The following is a 19,626-nucleotide window of genomic DNA, read 5'->3' as shown; positions in this document are numbered from 1 at the left end:
CCTTAATAAAAATAATCAATTTGAATTCGGTCACCAGCAATTAGCGTATAGGTTTCATTATTTGAAGGTATATACGTGAATGCAGTTCCAGATAGGCTGAAGGCTGTTTTCGAAATGCGAACACCATTGATGTAAAATTTCAGTAATGCATTACTTGATTTAGTTTGCGTCAAGTTAAAAGCTGTTTGACCTATTGTTGCCGTATATTCATCTGATATTTCACGTACTAGACTATAATCTGTTCCAATAATAGCGGCTGACATTGCTGAAGTTCCATTGCCTTTTACAATGCCACTAATCGTTGCGGCACCTGTGCCTCCGTTGGAAACTACTAAAGTGCCGATTACACCCGTTGACAAGGGTAATCCTGTTAAATTAGTGGCTGTACCTGACGCTGGGGTACCGAGAACTGGAGTAGTGAAGGTAGGCGCAGATAACGTTTTATTTGTTAGTGTCTCTATACCAGTTAAACTTGCTTTTAAATTTAAGGCAGTTTGTGACGCTGTACTGATAGGCTTTAGTAAATCCGTTGTGTTATCTACGTTGGCTAACCCAATCATACTTTTGGTAATACCAGCAACTGTCCCTGTGAATGTTGGAGATGCAATGGGCGCTTTAAGATTCAAGTCAGAGATGTCTGCTTTTAAGTTAAGGTCTGCAGTATTTGCTTTTAGTGCGAGTGCAACATTAGATGCTTTTAAATCTAGAGCTGTTTGGGTAGCATTGCTGATAGGCTTTAGTAAATCTGTTGTGTTATCTACGTTTGCGAGTCCTATCATTGATTTAGTTATTCCAGATACGATACCTGTAAATGTAGGAGCATCTAAAGGAGCTTTTAATGCCAAAAATACATTGCTCGCTTTCAAGTCTAAAGCAGCTTGAGTAGCATTGCTAATTGGTTTCAATGCATCAGTTGTATTGTTTACATTTCCCAAACCAACCTTAGTAGGGTTTATTCCAGAAGCTATTTTTGCATCAGTTACAGCACCTAAAGCTATAGTGGGGCTATCTGCAGTACCAGTTAAATCGCCAGCTAATCTTACTTTCCCATTCAATGAATTGGTAGCATCCAGTGTTTTTGTTGCATCAACATAGGCCATATTTGCAGCATCGGTGGGTTGATTTGGTAGATCGGTCAGTGTGATTTTCTTACCTGTAGGGAATTGTAAATTTCCTTGCAAGGTACTTCCGGCTAATTGAACATAGCGAGCATCTGTAGTCCCTATATTGTTTGTTATTTCATTCCAAACTGTACTAACATAGATGAGTCCTTCCATTATTTGCAGTGGTAGGGTCAGTAGAAACAATAAAAATGTCTCCTTCGACAGGGGTGCCAGAGATTGTAAAAGAACCTCCATTATAGACACCTGTATAATTTCTTCCCAAAGAGATGGCAATTTCTCCATTCGCATTTGGAGAAACCCCATTTACTTTTTTAACTGTACCTTTTTGATCTAGGGCAGTTTGGGTAGCAAGACTGATTCCTTTATTTATATCGGATGTATTATCTACATTGGTTAATCCCACCATCGATGCCGTAATTCCACTAACGATTCCTGTAAATGTTGGAGAATCAATGGACGCCTTTAGATTTAATTCTGAGCTATTAGCTTTTAAATCTAAAGCGGCTTGATTAGCAGAACTGATAGATTTATTAAGATCAGAGGTGTTATCCACATTGCTAAGCCCTACCATAGATGCCGTAATTCCACTCACGATTCCTGTAAAAGTAGGTGAAGCAATAGGGGCTTTTAGATTTACGGTAGTCAGGTCTGCTTTTAAGGCTAAATCACCGGTATTAGCTTTTAGGTCTAAAGCAAGGTTAGATGCTTTTAGATCAAGCGACGTCTGAGTGGCATTGCTGATTACTTTTTCTAGATCAGAGGTATTGTCCACGTTTGATAACCCAATCATAGATGCGCTTATTCCTGAAACATTACCTGTAAAAGTAGGGGAAGCAAGCGGGGCTTTTAGATTCAAATCCGTAATATCTGCTTTAAGTGCTAGATCACTTGTATTTGCTTTCAGATTTACAGACGCTATATTAGCTTTTAGATCTAAAGCCGTTTGTGTATTTGTACTAATTGGTTTTGCTATATCGGATGTATTATCTGCATTACCTAAACCTACCTTACTCGCATTTATTCCAAGAGCAATTTTAGAGTCAGTAATGACGCCATTTGCAATTTCTGGACTATCCGCTGTCCCTGTTAGATCACCAGCTAGTCTCATTTTTCCGTTAATTAAGGCAGTTGCATCAAGCGTTTTGGATGCATCTACATAGTCTTTATTAACCGCATCTAAGGAAGTAGTGGGTGAATCATTTAGCGTAATTTTTTTACCTGAAGGAATAATTAAATCACCTTGAAGAGTACTTCCAGCTAACTGAACATATCTCGCATCCGTGGATCCAATATTATTAGTTATTTCATTCCATGCAGGGTTTAGGTAGATGAACGTTCTTCCATTATTAGCGCCTTCTGGATCGGTAGAAACGATAAATACATCCCCATCCACTGGTGGAGCACTGGTAATAAAACCCCCACAATTATATAATCCGGTATAATTTTTGCTTAACGAAATAGCTACATTGCCATTCATATCTGGTGAAACTCCATTGACTTTTTTGATGTTTCCTTTCAAGTCAAGTGCCGATTGCATGCTAGTACTAATTGGCTTCTCAACATCTGAAGTATTATTTACATTCGCTAGCCCTACCATAGTTGCTGTGATTCCAGCTACGGTACCCGTAAAAATGGGAGAGGCAATAGGTGCTTTTAAGTTCAAGTCTGTTGTATTAGCTTTTGTCGCCAGTTCACTAATGGACGCCTTTAAATCAAGAGCAGTTTGCGTGGCCGAGCTAATTGGTTTATTTAGGTCAGACGTATTGTTTACTAAATCAAGACCTACTTTAGCAGGATTAATGCCAAAGGCTATTTTTTGATCTACTACACTAGAATCTTTTAGCTTAGAACTGTGTACTGCGCCATTTAAAATTTTCTCCTGAGTGATCGCATTTTCTTTAATCAAAGGTGCAATAGCTAAGCCGCTCAAATCACCTGAAAGTTTGATTTTCCCAGGTAAAATTTCTGATGCCAAAGGGACATCATTTAAAATGATTTGATCGATTTGATTTTTAATTTCAAGTCGTAAGGTTGTTAAATCTGCTTGATTTAAAAGTCCGACATCATTTTGGAAGTAGGATAATTTAGTAGGAGTCCCTTTTACATTTAAATAATCTACTGATTTAGCATAAAGCGCATAAGGACTATATTGAAGGCTAGATCGACTGATCTCAATAAAATTATCTGTAGAAGAGAATTTCAACTCCACTTGAAGTGTTTTGAGTGTATCCGTCCATCGCATTTCATCAAATGTATTCGCACTTATTTTTTGACCTTTCCCAATAATCAAATTCACTAGTCCATACGCATCTGTTTTTGTCGTATGTGATTCTTGATAATCAAGGTGCTGGCCACTAAATAGGCTGAATTTTATTTCAAGATTAGTATTACCAAGAGGTGGGGAGTTATAATTATTTCCAGGCATCATGATCGGATTAGGATCTAAAATGACAGCTTGGTAATTGATTCCAGAATTTTGACCAAAAGAAACAAGGGAATAGCCTATAAATAGGATGATTAATATACTTTTTTTCATGGCTATTTAAGGATAGAATATTGAATTCCAAACCCAAATGAGGTTGGATTAATAGCAAATTGACTGCCATCTACTTGGCTTTTATTTACCTGCCAAGCCTCTGAAAAGAAAATGAAAGTTGCGACTTGTGAATTTATTTTTTTAGATAATTTCACTTCCCCACCAAGTTGCCATTGAATTCGTTCAAATTGGGAGTTGCCTTGTAGATTGTATACTTCATTACCCATTTTTTGAGATCCTAAAACCATTTTGTTCGCCTGCAATTGAGCTCTATATGCAAGATTCAATCCCCGGCCTAGATTCGTATTTGATCCGATTCCTAGTTTGACTCCTACAAAAGTGGAAGTGTAGGAAAAGGGAACATTTTGGGTTACGCCTACAGCATTGTATTGGTTGATATCAAGTCCCATTTGGTAGTCTAATTTTTTAAGAAACCGGCTCTTTGTTTTGCTTGGATTGATTAATCGATTACTACGAAGAATGGATAGATGTAATCCTGCATCTGGTTGGAAGGAATTTAGGGATAAACCTGAGGGGCTTACGTAGCGGAATCTTGCTGCATTTATACCCATCTGATAATTCCAATCTTCCGCTTTCAGCTTTGATATCGGAATTAAACAGAAGAGTATAAAAGTAAAAAAAGGGGTTAGGTATTTAAGGGTATTCATCTGATTGTGGTTAGGCATTCTTTAAAAGGTTTTGGCAAGCTACAGAAAAGCTATTAAAGGGTTTAGGGTGTAAAATATTGTAAAACTGATAATAGTTAATAAACTGTCATTTTGATTCTCAATAGGCATTGTATAAGTGAATTTATTCGATGAATTATCAACTAACTGATAATCTCATTTTCTAGTTAGGATTAGAGCGTAATTATTTGCAAAGCCACCTAAAAAGGTTCTATTATTTATTTGGTATATTGCCGCCATAAAAGAAGCAAGATGAAAATCACCTATTTAGATAATTATGCCGCTTTGAGCGAGAATGCTGCTCAATTAATTGCAACTGAAGTACATAAAAATCCTGAATTGTTATTTTGTGCGGCTACAGGAGGTAGTCCTACTGGCATGTATGCGGTAATGGCTAAAGAAAAGGCAATTTATTCTAGAATGCGCGTAATTAAGATGGATGAGTGGGGGATTATTCCCTTGAGTCATCCAGATTCCTGTGAGAGTTATTTAAAAAAGCATTTACTTGAGCCTTTAGACTTTACAACTGAACGCTACATTACTTTTGATACTGCACCTGAGTTAGTAGAATCAGAGTGTAAGCGTATTAGCCACTTTATTAAGGAAAATGGGCCATTAGATATTTGTATTTTGGGCTTGGGCAAAAATGGGCACATAGCTTTTAATGAGCCGGCTGAAGTATTAAATCCTGATTTCCATAAAGCGGTGTTAGCTGAATCAACTATTGCTCACGATCCAACTCTTTCACAAGGTTCTGAGCCAGCCTATGGACTTTGCGTGGGAATGGAAGGGATAATGCAATCCAAGAAAATCATTTTCTTAGTTACCGGAAAGGGCAAACAAGACGCTGTAAAACGTATAATGGAGAAGAAAATTGGAACGGATTGTCCTGCTTCTTTTTTATGGATGCATCCGGATGTGGAATGCCTAATTGATTCCTCCGCTATTTAATCTTTAAATGGATTACGTTGAATCCAATTTGCTTTAGGTTCAAGCAGGGGAAAAATCCATGGTAGGTTTGAATGAACGAGTGAATAGGAATGACGCATAAATCCGTTTAATTCAACCGGTTTTGCCCCAATTGAGCTCTTTATTTCGAGTGCTGTTCTGCCTAAAATGATTCGGTGAAAACCTTGGGCTATACCACAGTCTATGATGTCATAAAGCATATTCAAATAAAGCATTTTCTCTCGCTGAATGCTCACGTCATAACCTAAAAAATAGGTTTCTAATTCCTTTCCATGGCGAATAACCGATGTAAAACCCACAAGCTTCTCATTTTCATAATAACCTCGTAATATAAAGTCGGAGCCTAGTTGTTTTTTAAATATGGAGAAGTGCTTAGATGGTAAAATAAATGTATTAAATGGGGAATTTATAGCCACATGTAGGTAGAGGGAATAGATTGTTTCTTCATTAAGGATGATCTCTTCTAAACTTAATTCCCGATTATGAAGGCTACTTCCCTTTTTTCGACAACGTTTGAATTGATCACGGTATTTTTTTGTTAAATCCAAAACGTAATCTTCTTCCCTTTTCCAATTCGATTTTATCTCGAAGATCATATTAGGTTGTGAGCTAAATGGATAATCAGATGAAAATTGAGGTATTTTAAAAGGCTTTGTCTGGTCTTCTGTAAAGTCTTTAAAAATAGTAAGATGTGGTTTATTGGGCCAGGAGTTACAAATATTTTTAAGAGTTCTTAAAATCTTTACTTCATTAGAGCCAGGTAAGCAGGCGTAAGCGTTTTGGCCACTTAACATGTTATTTCCTACTAATAGCAATTTTGATGCGAAGTGACGGAAGAGAAAATTTCTTAATCGGGTTAAGAGGAAGTGATCTCGATCACCGAAAGTAGTTAATAACGCTAAATCAATTTCCTGAAATACGGCCGTGGCGATTAATTCGTCTTTCTCAAAAACACCTACAAACGTGCATTGCATATTAGCAGGAGATGATTTCTCCAAAACACCTAGGTAAATAGACTGCAAAAAAATACACGATTCAGAAACATGATCCCATTTTTCAGGTAAATCGTTAACGTGAGTGTAAAGTTGATGGGTATAGGTGCTACTCAATTGAAGTGTTTAATTAGTTTGTAACACCAAGTGGAGGGAAATTGTTCCGAATGAAGAAACAAAGCACAAAGAGCAAAGCAAAAAGCACAAAGCAGGAATCCGCTTCGCGGATGACCTTGTGAAATGTCTCCTCCGGACTCATTCCCTCCGGACTGTCCACTGTCTACTGTCCACTGACTACTGTATTGTGGCCCCGCCGGGAATCGAGTCGAGCGCGACCCCGGCCGTCTCTAGCGTTTAGAGGGGGCGCTCGTCTGCTTCCCTCTGGGTGGCCCCGCCGGGAATCGAGTCGAGCGCGACCCCGGCCGTCTCTAGCGTTTAGAAGGGGCGCTCGTCTGCTTCCCTCTGGGTGGCCCCGCCGGGAATCGAACCCGGATCTAGCGTTTAGGAAACGCCTATTCTATCCGTTGAACTACAGCGCCAATATCTCTACTCTCTACTCTCTTATCTCTACTCTCCTTCAGGAGTATACCCATCACTATGCCCCATCAAGTGGTTACCCTCCAGCCAGTTAGGGAAAATCTGCATATGCTTATCCTTTAACATGCCCATGATCGTCTCGCGAAGCTCGGCCAAATTACTGCGTTGCTCAGCAGAAATGAAAACGGTTTTAGGTGTATTAGTTTTCCAGTGTGTGTTCTTCAAAAAGGCCGTTACCCGGTCCATTTTACTCAATTGAGGCTCGCCGTCTATTCCGACTTCAGATCCTTCGAAGAAAATATCTTCGACAGGGAAGAGGTCGATTTTGTTAAAAACTAAAATAGTCGGTTTGTCTCCTACACCCATTTCATTTAGAATTCCTTGAACTACTTCGATTTGTTCTTCAAAATTAGGGTGGGAGATATCCACCACGTGCAATAAGACATCTGCCTCTCGCACCTCATCTAAGGTCGATTTAAAGGATTCGATCAAGAGGGTAGGGAGCTTGCGAATGAAACCCACTGTGTCGGTTAATAGGAAAGGGATTCCTTCCCAAACTACTTTTCGGACTGTGGAGTCCACGGTGGCGAATAATTTATTTTCGGCGAAAACGTCTGTTTTAGCTAATTTTTGCATTAAGGTCGACTTGCCCACGTTCGTATAACCCACTAAGGAAACGCGGACCATGCGGTCGCGGTTCTTGCGTTGGGTATAGGACTGCTTGTCTATGGCTTCGAGTTTCTCCTTTAAAAAGGCGATACGGTCGTTCGCGATACGACGGTCGGTTTCTAATTCTTTTTCACCTGGACCACGCATACCTACGCCACCACGTTGCTTGGAAAGGTGAGACCACATACGAGTTAATCGAGGTAACATATATTGGTATTGTGCGAGTTCTACCTGAGTGCGGGCCTGAACGGTTTGGGCTCTTTGGGCAAAAATATTTAGAATCAATAAACTGCGATCTAATACTTTGACCTCTTTACCGTATTCCTGAATGTTAAATTCAATATTACGTACTTGGGATGGGCTTAAGTCATCGTCAAAAATCAGCATGTCGACATCCTTTTCAATAACATAGGCCATGATATCTTCAAATTTCCCTTTACCTACGTAGGTTTTGTTATCTGGTTTCGCGAGGTTCTGTGTGAAACTGTGGAGCGTGACCACTCCGGAGGTAGAAGCCAAAAAAGCTAATTCCGCGAGGTATTCTGCCGTTTGTTCGGCATTTTGCTTTTGGGAAGTGACGGCTACTAGGACGGCTGTCTCTTGTTCCTCGTCTGTACTATGGACTACGTTATTTTTCATTTTAGCTAAAAAAAGCCTTCCCGGTCAGAAAGGCTTTTGATTGGAGGTTGTTTCGTTTATAAGCTTTGAATTAACTTTAAATTCAACGTCACATAATCCTCATTTTTTCCTTCTTTGGCAAGGGCGATTGATTTCTCTGCACTTGCTTTAGCGCCTACTTTATCGCCTAATTTTGCTTGAATTTTAGCTTGTAAATGCCAAATCCAATAGGCAGATGGATTCGAGACCACTGCTTTGCCTACCCACTCCAATGCTTTCTTTAAATCACGACCTGTTTCAAAATAGTAAGAGGCTGATTCAAAATAAGGTCTTGTGTCTGCTGCCATTGCTTTATCAATCGAAGCAGTAATTTTAGCATCAATTTCCGTTTCAATTGGGATGGAAACAGCTACCTTCTCCCAAGAAATGACCATTTCCATTTTGTTGGCGGTTACGTTCGCAAAATGAATGGTAAATGATTCAACCGATTGAGATAATACACTTGCGGCAATTTTTACCTTCAATACATCTTCCTCAGGCTTGTAATTAAACACGCCATTTGTGCCTTTATTGAAGATGATTTCCCATGAAAATTGAGAAGGGATTGAAATTAATTGGTAGGTTCCAGCCTTTAGAGGTTGGCCTGCTATTTTTACATCTTCATTGAATGTAACAGTAGTAGGAGAATTTGCTCCTGTACGCCATAACTTTCCAAAAGGAACTACATCACCAAAAATCTTACGGCCTTTAATGACAGGGCGAGAATATTTAACCTCTACTGATGATAAAGAAAAGTCTTGCTTGATACTTTGTCCCGGACTTGGCGCAGGCATTTTTATGCCTTGGGCAAAAGCACTTGTAGAAACTACAAAGAATAGTAAACAAAGAACTTTTTTCATGATTTTATGCGTTTAACGCTTCTGCACCTCCTACGATCTCTAAGATTTCCTTCGTAATAGCTGCTTGACGTGATCTGTTATACTCTAATTTCAATGCTTTAATTAATTCTCCCGCATTCTCCGTTGCTTTATCCATTGCTGTCATACGCGCACCGTGTTCAGATGAGTTGGACTCAAGTAAAGCCCGGAAGATGGATAATTTAATAGACTTTGGAATTAATTCAGAAATAATTTCCTCTTCAGTGGGCTCAAAAATATAATCAACTGAGCTTGCTTTCTCGCCTGATTCTGAGGCTACTAGAGGAAGTAATTGTTCTGTTTGAATAATTTGAGTCGCTACGTTTTTAGAGAAATTAAAAAGAACTTCTACCACATCGTATTGTTTCTCCGTGAACGCGTTTAAAACTGTTTCACCAATTTCGCGCACATTTGAGAAATTCAATCGAGTGAAAATGTCTGCATGCGCATCATTCACTTTGTATCCACGACGCGAAAGGTATTCTCCCCCTTTTTTTCCTAAGGCCAAAATCTCCACATTCCCACTTGCCTGAAGAGAAGCATATTTCTCATTCACTAAGGCCATGGTCGCTTTTCCTACGTTTGCATTGAATGCTCCGCAAAGTCCACGATCAGAGGTAACTACAATGATTAGGGCATTCTTAATTTCACGCACCTCAGTGAAAGGATTTTCCGAACCAGCATCTGATTGTGCAGAAACTGTGGCAATCATTTCGGCTAATTTCTTAGCATAAGGACGCATCTGGTGTATAGCATCCTGAGCGCGACGCAACTTAGCCGCCGAAACCATTTTCATGGCTTTCGTGATTTGCTGCGTCGAGTTAACGGATACAATTCTATTTCTTACTTCTTTTAAGGAAGCCATAGTATGTTAATTTTATTCTTTGTATTTAGCTGCTACTTCATTGCCCACGCGCTTCAAGGTAGCTGTCAGGGTATCATCGTATTTACCTTGACCTAAAGCTACTAACGTATCATTTTCTGTCGCACGTAAAACTTGAATGAAATCTTGTTCGAATTCACGAACTTTTTCAACTGGTACATTATCTAGGTTACCCGTTGTTGCTAAATAAATCATCGCCACTTGCTCTTCCACACGTTGTGGTGCAAATTGTGGTTGCTTTAACATCTCTAAGTTACGGCGACCACGGTCGATCGTTAACTTAGTGGATGCATCTAAGTCAGAACCGAATTTAGAGAAGGCCTCTAATTCACGGAATTGTGCTTGATCTAATTTTAACGTACCTGCCACCTTCTTCATGGACTTAATCTGTGCATTACCACCCACACGTGATACCGAAATACCTACGTTAATAGCTGGACGAATACCTGCGTTGAATAAGTTTGTTTCTAAGAAGATCTGACCATCTGTGATGGAAATTACGTTCGTAGGAATGTAAGCCGAAACGTCACCCGCTTGAGTTTCGATGATCGGAAGAGCAGTTAAGCTACCGCCACCTTTCACTAAGTGTTTAATCGATTCTGGTAAGTCGTTCATGTTGCGAGCGATTTCGTCCGAGTTGTTGATCTTCGCCGCACGCTCTAATAAACGAGAGTGAAGGTAGAAAACGTCTCCTGGATACGCCTCACGTCCTGGTGGACGACGTAATAGTAGGGAAACTTCACGGTAAGCTACCGCTTGCTTCGATAAGTCATCATAAACGACTAAAGCAGGACGACCTGTATCACGGAAGAATTCACCGATCGCTGCACCTGTAAATGGAGCGTAGAATTGCATCGGAGCAGGATCACCCGCAGAAGCTGAAACAACAACTGTATAATCCATCGCACCAGCTTTACGAAGCGTTTGCTCGATTTGCTTAACGGTAGATGCTTTTTGACCAATGGCTACATAGATACAGAATACCGGCTCGCCCTTGTCATAAAATTCTTTTTGATTGATGATCGTATCAATACAAACAGCTGTTTTTCCTGTTTGACGGTCACCGATTACTAACTCACGTTGACCACGACCTACTGGGATCATCGCATCGATGGCTTTGATACCTGATTGTAATGGTTCAGTTACTGGTTGACGGAAGATTACCCCTGGAGCTTTACGCTCTAAAGGCATCTCATATAAATCCCCGGTAATAGGACCATTTCCGTCGATAGGCTCACCTAACGTGTTCACTACACGACCTAAAATGCCATCACCTACCTTAACAGAGGCAATAAGGTTAGTTCTTTTAACGGTATCACCCTCCTTAACAGAGCTAGAATCTCCTAATAATACGGCACCTACATTGTCCTCTTCTAGGTTCAAGGCTAAAGCTTTTAGACCGTTTTCAAAAACGATCAACTCACCTGCTTGTACGTTAGATAGGCCGTAAATACGTGCCACACCATCACCCACTTGGAGTACGGTACCTACTTCTTCTAATTCTGCGACAGTTTTAGCTTGGGATAATTGTTCCCTTAAAATTGCTGAAACTTCGTCTGGTCTTACTGATGCCATATAAACTGGAGGGTTTATTGATTTTTACTAATTTATTTTGAATCAAATTTCGGGTGCAAAATTAGCTATGAAATTTGAATAATCCCATGATTTAACAAAAAAAAAGTCGATAATCATAAGACTTTTTGAAGAATCGAGAATAGGGTGGTAATTGACACTTGTTAAATGCGGTTAAAATTCTTGAAAAAAAGGCAATTTTGCTTATCTTCGAATCTTTGATTAGAAAAAATAAAACATCTTATGAAATTTAAAATTATAGCCATCCTAACTTGCCTTGTGTCCCTATCAGCTTTGGCACAAACAAAGTCCAAGCCTAAACCTACAACGAAACCTAAGTTAACCGTTTCTCTAACGAAAGTGCCTGTTCAAGGATTTTTGAATCAAGTGGATTCCGTTTCCTATGCAGTGGGCGTATTAGTTGCGCAAAACTTTAAGTCTCAAAAAGTAACTTTAAACCCCGCGATGGTTGCAAAAGGCTTCGAAGCGGCAACTCAAGGTGCAACTTTGAAAATGACAGAGCAAGAGTGTCAAAACATTGTTCAATCTTACATGATGAAGAGTCAAGAAGCTCAAGCTTTGGAGCAGTCTAAGCAGTTTTTGCCTAATAAAGAGGCTGGAGAGAAGTTTTTAGCTGAAAATAAAAAGAAAGATTCCATCATGGTGACCGAATCAGGTTTACAATACAAAATTATCAAATTGGGAACGGGTCCTAAACCGGTCTTAACGGATAAAGTGAAAACACATTACCACGGGACTTTGATCAATGGAGAAATATTTGATTCATCCGTACAGCGTGGTGAGCCTATCACTTTCCCGGTGAGTGGCGTAATTCAAGGCTGGGTTGAAGCCTTGCAATTAATGCCCGTTGGTTCTAAATTCAAGTTATTTGTTCCTCAAAATTTAGCCTATGGCGTACGTGGAGGGGGACAAGCAATCAAGCCTTATTCTGCTTTAATTTTTGAAGTGGAGTTATTAGAGATCGAAAAGTAAACCTATGAAGAAGATACTTCCTATTTTCATTCCGCTTTCCTTATTGGTAGTTTGGTATATGCATGGTTCTAACCTGCAAACTCAGATGAGTTACCAAGAGGGTGATTTGCAACCATCTGCTCTGCAACGCAAAGTAGAAAGCAAAGTCTTTGAGATTTTAAGCAATTACCATTACCGTAAGGTACCAGTGAATGATTCTTTGTCATCTAAGATTTTTGACTCGTATATCAAGCAATTAGATCCTAACAAGGTGTTCTTTTTAGAAGAGGATATGAAGGAAATAGAAAAGTATCGTTTCACCATAGATGAAGCGCTGAATTTAGGTGATCTAACATCAGCCTTTCAGATTTACAATAGGTATCAAAAGCGGATGAAAGAGCGTTATGCCTTTATTCATGCGCAATTAGATAAGCCTATTGACTTTACAGTCGATGAAACGTATCAGCCTAACCGGGAGAAAGCTACCTGGGCGAAGTCGGAGGCAGAGTTAAATGATTTTTGGCGTAAAGATTTAAAACGTCAATTATTAGACTGGAAAATTGGAGGGAAAGCGGATACAACGTCTGTGCGTGAATTAAAAGAGCGCTACAAACGTACGGAGAAATACATTGCTAAGACAAAGTCTGAGGATGTATTCCAGGTTTTCATGAATGCCTACACAGAAAGTATCGATCCACATACGACGTATATGATTCCGAAGGCAGCGGAGGAATTTAATAAGGATATGGCCCAAAGTTTTGAAGGAATTGGGGCAACACTTCGTTTAGATGGTGATTATGTAGGTATCGTTGATTTGGTACCTGGCGGCCCAGCTTATCGAAGTAAGCAAGTTAATCCAAAGGACCGAATCGTAGGTGTAGCTCAAGGAGAGGATGGAAAGTTTGTCGATATCATCGGTTGGTTTACAGATGACGCTGTGAAGTTAATTCGTGGTCCTAAAGGTACAGTTGTCCGTTTAAAGATTTTGCCCGCTTCTGGTGTAACAGGTTCTCCTACCACGGAGGTTCGCATCGTGCGCGAGAAGATTAAATTAGAAGAGCAAACGGCGAAGAAAGAGATTTTGTTCCAAAAACAAGGTGATAAAACGGTCAAAATTGGATTAATCACCATCCCTATGTTCTACCGGGATTTTGAAGGGGCACGGAATAATGAAGCTGGATTTAAATCGACATCGGCAGACGTGCGTAAGTTCTTGTTAGAATTCAAAAAAGAGGGCATAGATGCTTTATTGATTGATTTAAGAAACAATGGTGGTGGATCTTTAATCGAAGCGGTTGATTTGACAGGTTTGTTTATTGGTTCAGGTCCTGTGGTTCAACGCAAAGAATCAACAGGTCAAATCACGCAAGAAAACGATGAAAATCCAGAATTAGTTTATGATGGCCCAATGGCGGTTTTAATTAATCGTTTCTCTGCATCCGCATCAGAGATTTTTGCAGGAGCCATTCAAGATTACCAGCGTGGCATTATTGTAGGAGAACAAACGTACGGTAAAGGAACGGTACAGAGTGTCTTAGATTTAAGCCGTTTTGTTCGTTCTGAAAAAGAAAATCCAGGCGTTTTAAAGATTACTTTAGAGAAATTCTACCGTGTGACAGGAAGCTCAACTCAGCACAAAGGGGTAAGTCCAGATTTCGCGTTACCCTCTGCTTTCTCTGCGGAGGAGTTTGGTGAAAGTTCACAACCGAGTGCTTTGCCTTGGGATATGATTCGTTCGACGACGTTTACGAAGACAGGAAAAGTGAATCCTGCGACGGTTAAGACCTTGCAAGTGGCTTTCCAAAATCGTTTAAAAACAAAGCCTGAATTGTTAAAATTGAAAGAAGATCTTGTACGTTGGAAGAAATTAAAGGAAACGAATTCGATTGCCTTGCAATTTGATAAGCGCAAGAAGGAATTAGATGACCAAAAGAAAAAGCCAGATGAGACTTCAGCCGTGATGGAAGCGATGGCTGGAGCAGTGGCTACCGATTCGGATGGTAAAATCGTGGAGTCGAAAGAAAAAGATAAGCACGCGAAAGATGCGTATTTGAAAGAAACACAGCAGATTATCGCGGATTGGTTGAAAGGACCCGTAGCGCCAGCGGTGAAAGCAGTAGCAAAAAAATAATGAAATCGCTGACGGATGTATTGCAGGAGTCTTCGCAGCTGGTTCGAGAGACCGGCCAATGGATTCTGCAGCAATCATCTGAGTTTACGAGTTCAGACATTATATATAAGGGGACAAATGATTTAGTTTCCTTTGTGGATCAACAGGCGGAAGCGAAATTGAAGCAAGGACTTTCATCCATTTTCCCTGAAGCCGAATTTATCGCGGAGGAAACTTCATCTAATTATTCAGAAGTAGGGGATGGTTACTATTGGGTGATTGATCCCCTAGACGGTACAACTAATTTCTTGCATAAGCTGCCGGTATTCGCCGTTTCGGTGGGTTTGATCCTGAATAAACAGCCTATTCTAGGTTTGATTTATGAGCCTAATCGCGATGAATTATTTACCGCGGTGAAGGGACACGGGGCGCATTTGAATGGTAAGCCTATTCAGGTGTCACCAGAAAATTCAATGGCTAAGTCCTTACTAGCGACCGGTTTCCCTTACTATGATTTCACTTACCAAGATCGTTATTTAGATTTGTTGAAGGAACTAATGCGTTCTTCGCATGGTTTAAGACGGATGGGAGCCGCAGCCATTGATTTAGCTTATACAGCTTGCGGTCGCTTTGAAGGCTTTTTTGAGGCTAATTTGAAGCCTTGGGATGTTGCAGCTGGTAAAATAATTATGGAAGAAGCAGGAGGGAAGGTTACAAATTTTTCAGGTGGCCAAGAGGTGATTTTTACGGGTGAAATTATTGGAGCAGGCCCTATATTCTCAGAATTTTTAAGAACTTTGCAGTCCAAGTGGTTTGATTAATATGGAAAACGGGATCATCTTTCTGGTATTTGCAGCGGCACTCGTTTATTTAGTTCGCCTGGTTTACAGTCAGTTTTGGGGAAACAATGCAGGGAATTGTGCCAAAGGCTGTGGAACTTGCGCAGCTTCTACCACTATCGATAAAATGAACAGTGAAAGAAGCTAATTCCGGTAAGACATTTGATTTTCAGATTATTAAACGGTTATATGGCTTTATTCTGCCTTACCGTTTTCGTTTTTGGTTTCTTGTTTTTTTGATCCTCTGTATGGCGGGTATTTCTCCTGTCGTTCCTCTTTTAATTCGGTATACCTTAGATAATTATTTAGGACTCTCATTTCAATCTGATTTGCTGCGAATGCTAGGCTGGATGTTAGGCGCCTTATTCTTGCAAACAGGTTTACAATTTTCTACCTCCTACTTAGCGGGCTACTTAGGCCAAACCGTCATTCGCGACATACGTATACAATTGTATGAGAAGATCGTTAATCTTCGTTTGGCCTTCTTTGACGCAACTCCCATTGGGCGTTTAGTGACGAGAACGGTTTCGGACATTGAGACATTAAATGATGTTTTTTCAGAAGGCCTAGCCTCTATCGCTGGTGATTTACTGCAGTTATTCTTGATTTTAGGGGTCATGTTTTACGCAGATTGGCGATTAACTTTAATCATCATAGCGACCGTTCCTTTTATGGTTTTTTCTACTTATGTTTTTAAGGAATACATTAAGAAGTCGTTTAATGAAGTTCGTACGGCTGTCGCTAATTTAAATTCCTTTGTACAGGAACATATTTCTGGCATGTTGATTGTCCAAATGTTCCATGCCGAAAAACAAGAATTAGCGAAATTCAATCGTATTAATGTGGAGCACCGTGACGCAAATATCCGAGGTATTTTTGCGTATTCGGTCTTTTTTCCTGTGGCTGATGTTATTGCAGCGATAGGGACAGGGCTTGTGGTTTGGGCGGCGTCGACCTACATTGTGAAGGAGGAGATGGGAGTGGGGACCTTGACCGCATTCATTATGTTTATTAACTTATTTTACCGACCTATTCGTATGCTGGCTGATCGCTTTAATACCTTACAAATGGGGATTGTGTCGACAGAACGTATATTGACGCTCTTAGATTCGACGGATTATATCCAAAATAACGGCACCATTCAGGCGGATCACATAGATGGTAAAATTGATTTTTCGGATGTCACTTTCGCTTACCAAGAGCCAGAATGGGTCGTTAAAAACGTGAGCTTTACGGTGGAAGCTGGAAAAACCTGTGCGATTGTGGGAGCGACTGGTGCGGGGAAATCGTCCATCATCGGTTTATTAGGACGATTATATGATTGCCAAAGCGGTGAAATCAATATCGATGGCGTTCCTTTGACCTCTTATGAAATAGGCTCATTGCGAAAAAATATTGCGGTGGTTTTACAGGATGTATTCTTATTTAGCTCCTCGATTGCGTACAATATTCATTTAGGGGAAGACTCCATCACGAAGGATAAGATGGAGGAAGCTGCTAAAGCGGTGGGTGTCCACGATTTTATTCTTTCTTTGCCGGGGGGCTATGATTATGAGGTTAAGGAGCGTGGCGCTACCTTAAGCGTGGGACAAAGGCAATTGATTTCGTTTGTGCGTGCTTTGGTCCATAATCCAAAGATTATTGTACTTGATGAAGCCACCTCCTCCGTGGATTCTGAGACAGAAGTCTTGATTCAGCAGGCGATTTCAACCCTAATGAAAGGACGCACGGCTGTGGTGATTGCTCATCGATTGTCAACCATCCGAAATTCGGATCAAATTTTAGTACTGGATAAAGGAGAAATTAAAGAACGGGGAACCCAAGAGGAATTAATGGCAACGAACGGTTTATATGCACAACTCTATCATTTACAATTCAGAAAATAAACGTATCTTTGCGGGCTTATGAATTTGAAAAATAAAATATTAATTGCTTTAATCGCCTTAATTGGTTTAAGTGCGTGTGGAAAGTTTGAAAAATTCAGAAAGAACGCCAGCGTTCCTTCAAAATACAAAGCTGCACTAGATTATTTCAAAAAAGAGGAGTTTGATAAAGCAGGAATCCTTTTTGATGAGGTTTTGCCCTTATTAACAGGTGATTCTACTCAAGAGATGGCCACTTTTTATCAAGCCAAATGTGACTTTGAATTAGGTAATTATACAGTAGCAAATGCCCATTTTAAGCGTTTTTCGGAAATTTTCTCCCGCTCTGAATTCGCAGAGGAGTCAATCTACATGGCTGCCTTTTCTTTGTACAAAGATTCTCCTACATTCAATCTCGATCAAACAGGTACTTTATCTGCCATTAATGAATTGCAGAGTTATCTGAATAATTATCCTGACTCAAAATACCGCGAGGATTGTAGTATTATGATTAAGGATTTGCGTAAAAAGTTAGAGAAAAAAGCCTACGAAAAGGCAAAGCTTTATAACAAAACTTCGCTTTTCAACATTGCTTCGTTGAAGTCAGCTGTTATTGAAATTACAAATTTCCAACGTGACTTCCCGGATTCAGATTATAATGAGGAGATGGCCTATTTAAAGGTGGTTTCACAATATGAATTAGCTAAAAGTACGGTTGAATACAAGCAAAAAGAACGGTATGAAGATGTGGTTAAATTCTATTTAGAATTTATCGATAAATATCCTCAGAGTGCGTATTTAAAAACGGCTGAAAAATGGTATTCAGATAGCCAAGGTGAGGTAATTCGAATCGCCAAGCTAGAAGCTGAATACAAGGCAATGCAAGAAAAAGAGAAATCGAATACTTCGAAAATTGCCACAAGCCCTCAATAGTATTTCTTAAAAATTAACGTTAAATTTGCAATCTTAAATTATATAGAGATGTCTAAGACACCAACAAATCCATCCATCATTACACGTGATGTTGACAAGATCGCTGCTAAAACTGGTAACGTATATGAATCAATTACCATCGTAGGTCAACGTGCTCGTCAGATTTCTAGCAAGATGAAAGAAGAATTGTCAGGTAAATTATCTGAGTTTGCTTCATCAGTAGATAATTTAGAGGAAATTTTTGAGAACCGTGAGCAAATCGAAATCTCTAAATATTATGAGCGTATGCCTAAGCCATCAGCTTTAGCCATCGATGACTTTTTAGCTGACAAAGTTGATTTCAGAAACCGCGAAGAAGGTACAACTGAAAACTAAATAATAATTTGATATTAATACATCGATCATGAAATCTATTCGATTTCTGTTGATATTTATTTTAAGTTCTTGGGCTGTTCAAGCTCAAGAACTTTTAACTTCTATTAGTATCAGTACCGAGCAATTACAGCTCGATCAGCAAAGAGGCGGTTCTAATGTCTATGCTGAACTTCAAAGAACCATGCAGGAGTTTATGAATGGCCGGCGATGGTCTTCAGATAATTTTTCACCTGAGGAAAAAATCAAATTAAATATCAATTTACTTTTAACGAAATCTTCTGCTCAAGGGGATATAGAAGCGACTGCGCGTGTTCAAGTGTTGCGACCGGTATATGGTACTTCTTATGAAACAGTCCTGTTAAATTTTGTGGATAAAAATTTCAATTTCAAATACCAATTAGGTAATCCTATAACATATAATGACAATAGTTTTACTGATAATTTAAGCTCTCTTATGGCCTATTACGCCAATTTAGGGCTTAGCTATTCCTATGATTCTTTTGGGACTAGAGGTGGAGAGCCCTTCGTTCAGAAATTAAATAACCTGACCAATTTAGCTCAAAATTCTGGATCAGGTTGGGGCGTCATGTCAGATGTCCGAAGCCGAATAGGGGTGTCAGAGAATTTGATTAATCAAAATCTGCAACCGATGCGTGATGTTTATTACGACTATCATAGATTGTATTTGGATAAAATGACGGAGAATCCGGATGCAACCCGCAAAGGTATTTTGGAAATTTTAAAGCAAATTCGACAAATTAATTCCTTGCGTCCTGGTGCTGCCAGTATTCGTGTGTTTTTTGAGGCAAAATCTGAAGAAATCATATCCCTACTAGACGAAGCTCTTCCAGCAGATCGTCAACAAGCCTTTACGTATTTGAGCACATTGGATCCGATCAGGACGGAGGCGTATCGCAGATTGATAAAATAGCGAGCTGCTTCGCAGCAGTATCCAGTGGACAGTGGTCTGTTGACAGTAGCCGCAAGCGGCTTAGTGATTAGTTCGAAGTCCGAATAAATAAAAGAGGTTTT

General features: G+C 39.7%; 17 protein-coding genes and 1 tRNA gene. 9 read left to right on the top strand and 9 right to left on the bottom strand.

Annotation, left to right across the window (positions count from 1 at the left end):
* Window positions 1-2: 2 nt before the first annotated feature.
* Genes ACRZ9O_RS03540 through ACRZ9O_RS03530 form a run of 3 tightly spaced genes read right to left on the bottom strand, consistent with a single transcriptional unit; the run spans window position 3 to window position 4,346 of the window.
* On the bottom strand, window positions 3-1,277 hold the full coding sequence (locus ACRZ9O_RS03540; protein ID WP_459456416.1) for a hypothetical protein: 1,275 nt from the start codon (window positions 1,275-1,277) through the stop codon (window positions 3-5).
* Window positions 1,255-3,660, bottom strand: coding sequence for a hypothetical protein (locus ACRZ9O_RS03535; RefSeq protein WP_459456414.1), 2,406 nt, complete (start codon window positions 3,658-3,660; stop codon window positions 1,255-1,257). Before ACRZ9O_RS03535 ends, ACRZ9O_RS03540 begins: the two co-directional genes overlap by 23 nt.
* Before the next feature lie 2 nt (window positions 3,661-3,662).
* Window positions 3,663-4,346 (bottom strand): hypothetical protein, encoded by a 684-nt coding sequence (locus ACRZ9O_RS03530; RefSeq protein WP_459456412.1) that lies wholly within the window; start codon window positions 4,344-4,346, stop codon window positions 3,663-3,665.
* 252 nt (window positions 4,347-4,598) lie between these two features.
* Here ACRZ9O_RS03530 and ACRZ9O_RS03525 point away from each other — a divergent pair, with 252 nt between their 5' ends.
* On the top strand, window positions 4,599-5,297 hold the full coding sequence (locus ACRZ9O_RS03525; protein WP_459456410.1) for a 6-phosphogluconolactonase: 699 nt from the start codon (window positions 4,599-4,601) through the stop codon (window positions 5,295-5,297).
* Here ACRZ9O_RS03525 and ACRZ9O_RS03520 read toward each other — a convergent pair.
* From ACRZ9O_RS03520 to atpA, 6 genes are all read right to left on the bottom strand, one after another.
* A complete protein-coding gene (locus ACRZ9O_RS03520; RefSeq protein ID WP_459456408.1) occupies window positions 5,294-6,424 on the bottom strand; it encodes a hypothetical protein in 1,131 nt (376 codons plus the stop codon). The two genes, ACRZ9O_RS03525 and ACRZ9O_RS03520, sit on opposite strands and share 4 nt — an antisense overlap.
* A 346-nt stretch (window positions 6,425-6,770) precedes the next feature.
* A tRNA-Arg gene (locus ACRZ9O_RS03515) sits at window positions 6,771-6,847 on the bottom strand.
* Window positions 6,848-6,874: 27 nt separating this feature from the next.
* Window positions 6,875-8,152, bottom strand: a complete 1,278-nt coding sequence (gene hflX / locus ACRZ9O_RS03510; RefSeq protein WP_459456406.1) for a GTPase HflX — start codon at window positions 8,150-8,152, stop codon at window positions 6,875-6,877.
* Window positions 8,153-8,208: 56 nt separating this feature from the next.
* Window positions 8,209-9,030: a DUF2911 domain-containing protein gene (locus tag ACRZ9O_RS03505; RefSeq protein ID WP_459456404.1), complete on the bottom strand. Its 822-nt coding sequence runs from the start codon at window positions 9,028-9,030 to the stop codon at window positions 8,209-8,211.
* Between the two features lie 4 nt (window positions 9,031-9,034).
* Window positions 9,035-9,913 carry an ATP synthase F1 subunit gamma gene (gene atpG / locus ACRZ9O_RS03500; RefSeq protein ID WP_459456402.1) on the bottom strand — a complete coding sequence of 293 codons (879 nt, stop codon included), beginning with the start codon at window positions 9,911-9,913 and terminating at the stop codon, window positions 9,035-9,037.
* Window positions 9,914-9,925: 12 nt separating this feature from the next.
* Window positions 9,926-11,506, bottom strand: a complete 1,581-nt coding sequence (gene atpA / locus ACRZ9O_RS03495; protein WP_459456400.1) for a F0F1 ATP synthase subunit alpha — start codon at window positions 11,504-11,506, stop codon at window positions 9,926-9,928.
* Window positions 11,507-11,746: 240 nt separating this feature from the next.
* Between atpA and ACRZ9O_RS03490 the strand changes: the two genes are divergently transcribed.
* The 8 genes from ACRZ9O_RS03490 to porD are packed head-to-tail and all read left to right on the top strand — an operon-like array spanning window position 11,747 to window position 19,525.
* The gene (locus ACRZ9O_RS03490; protein WP_459456398.1) at window positions 11,747-12,496 is read left to right on the top strand and encodes an FKBP-type peptidyl-prolyl cis-trans isomerase; all 750 of its coding nucleotides are present in this window, start codon (window positions 11,747-11,749) and stop codon (window positions 12,494-12,496) included.
* 4 nt (window positions 12,497-12,500) lie between these two features.
* On the top strand, window positions 12,501-14,606 hold the full coding sequence (locus ACRZ9O_RS03485) for a carboxy terminal-processing peptidase (protein WP_459456396.1): 2,106 nt from the start codon (window positions 12,501-12,503) through the stop codon (window positions 14,604-14,606).
* Window positions 14,606-15,406, top strand: a complete 801-nt coding sequence (locus ACRZ9O_RS03480) for an inositol monophosphatase family protein (protein ID WP_459456394.1) — start codon at window positions 14,606-14,608, stop codon at window positions 15,404-15,406. Before ACRZ9O_RS03485 ends, ACRZ9O_RS03480 begins: the two co-directional genes overlap by 1 nt.
* 1 nt (window position 15,407) lies before the next feature.
* A complete protein-coding gene (locus ACRZ9O_RS03475; protein ID WP_459456392.1) occupies window positions 15,408-15,572 on the top strand; it encodes a FeoB-associated Cys-rich membrane protein in 165 nt (54 codons plus the stop codon).
* Complete coding sequence (locus tag ACRZ9O_RS03470) at window positions 15,559-17,310, top strand: ABC transporter ATP-binding protein (RefSeq protein WP_459456390.1); 1,752 nt, start codon at window positions 15,559-15,561, stop codon at window positions 17,308-17,310. Before ACRZ9O_RS03475 ends, ACRZ9O_RS03470 begins: the two co-directional genes overlap by 14 nt.
* A gap of 18 nt (window positions 17,311-17,328) precedes the next feature.
* Window positions 17,329-18,219 (top strand): outer membrane protein assembly factor BamD, encoded by an 891-nt coding sequence (locus ACRZ9O_RS03465; RefSeq protein WP_459456388.1) that lies wholly within the window; start codon window positions 17,329-17,331, stop codon window positions 18,217-18,219.
* A 48-nt stretch (window positions 18,220-18,267) separates the two neighbouring features.
* On the top strand, window positions 18,268-18,594 hold the full coding sequence (locus ACRZ9O_RS03460) for a DNA-directed RNA polymerase subunit omega (protein WP_223130338.1): 327 nt from the start codon (window positions 18,268-18,270) through the stop codon (window positions 18,592-18,594).
* Between the two features lie 28 nt (window positions 18,595-18,622).
* The gene (gene porD, locus ACRZ9O_RS03455; protein ID WP_459456386.1) at window positions 18,623-19,525 is read left to right on the top strand and encodes a type IX secretion system protein PorD; all 903 of its coding nucleotides are present in this window, start codon (window positions 18,623-18,625) and stop codon (window positions 19,523-19,525) included.
* Window positions 19,526-19,626: the final 101 nt, after the last annotated feature.

This window comes from Aquirufa sp. HETE-40SA (assembly GCF_054558635.1).
This window is presented reverse-complemented; position numbering and strand designations above follow the sequence as displayed.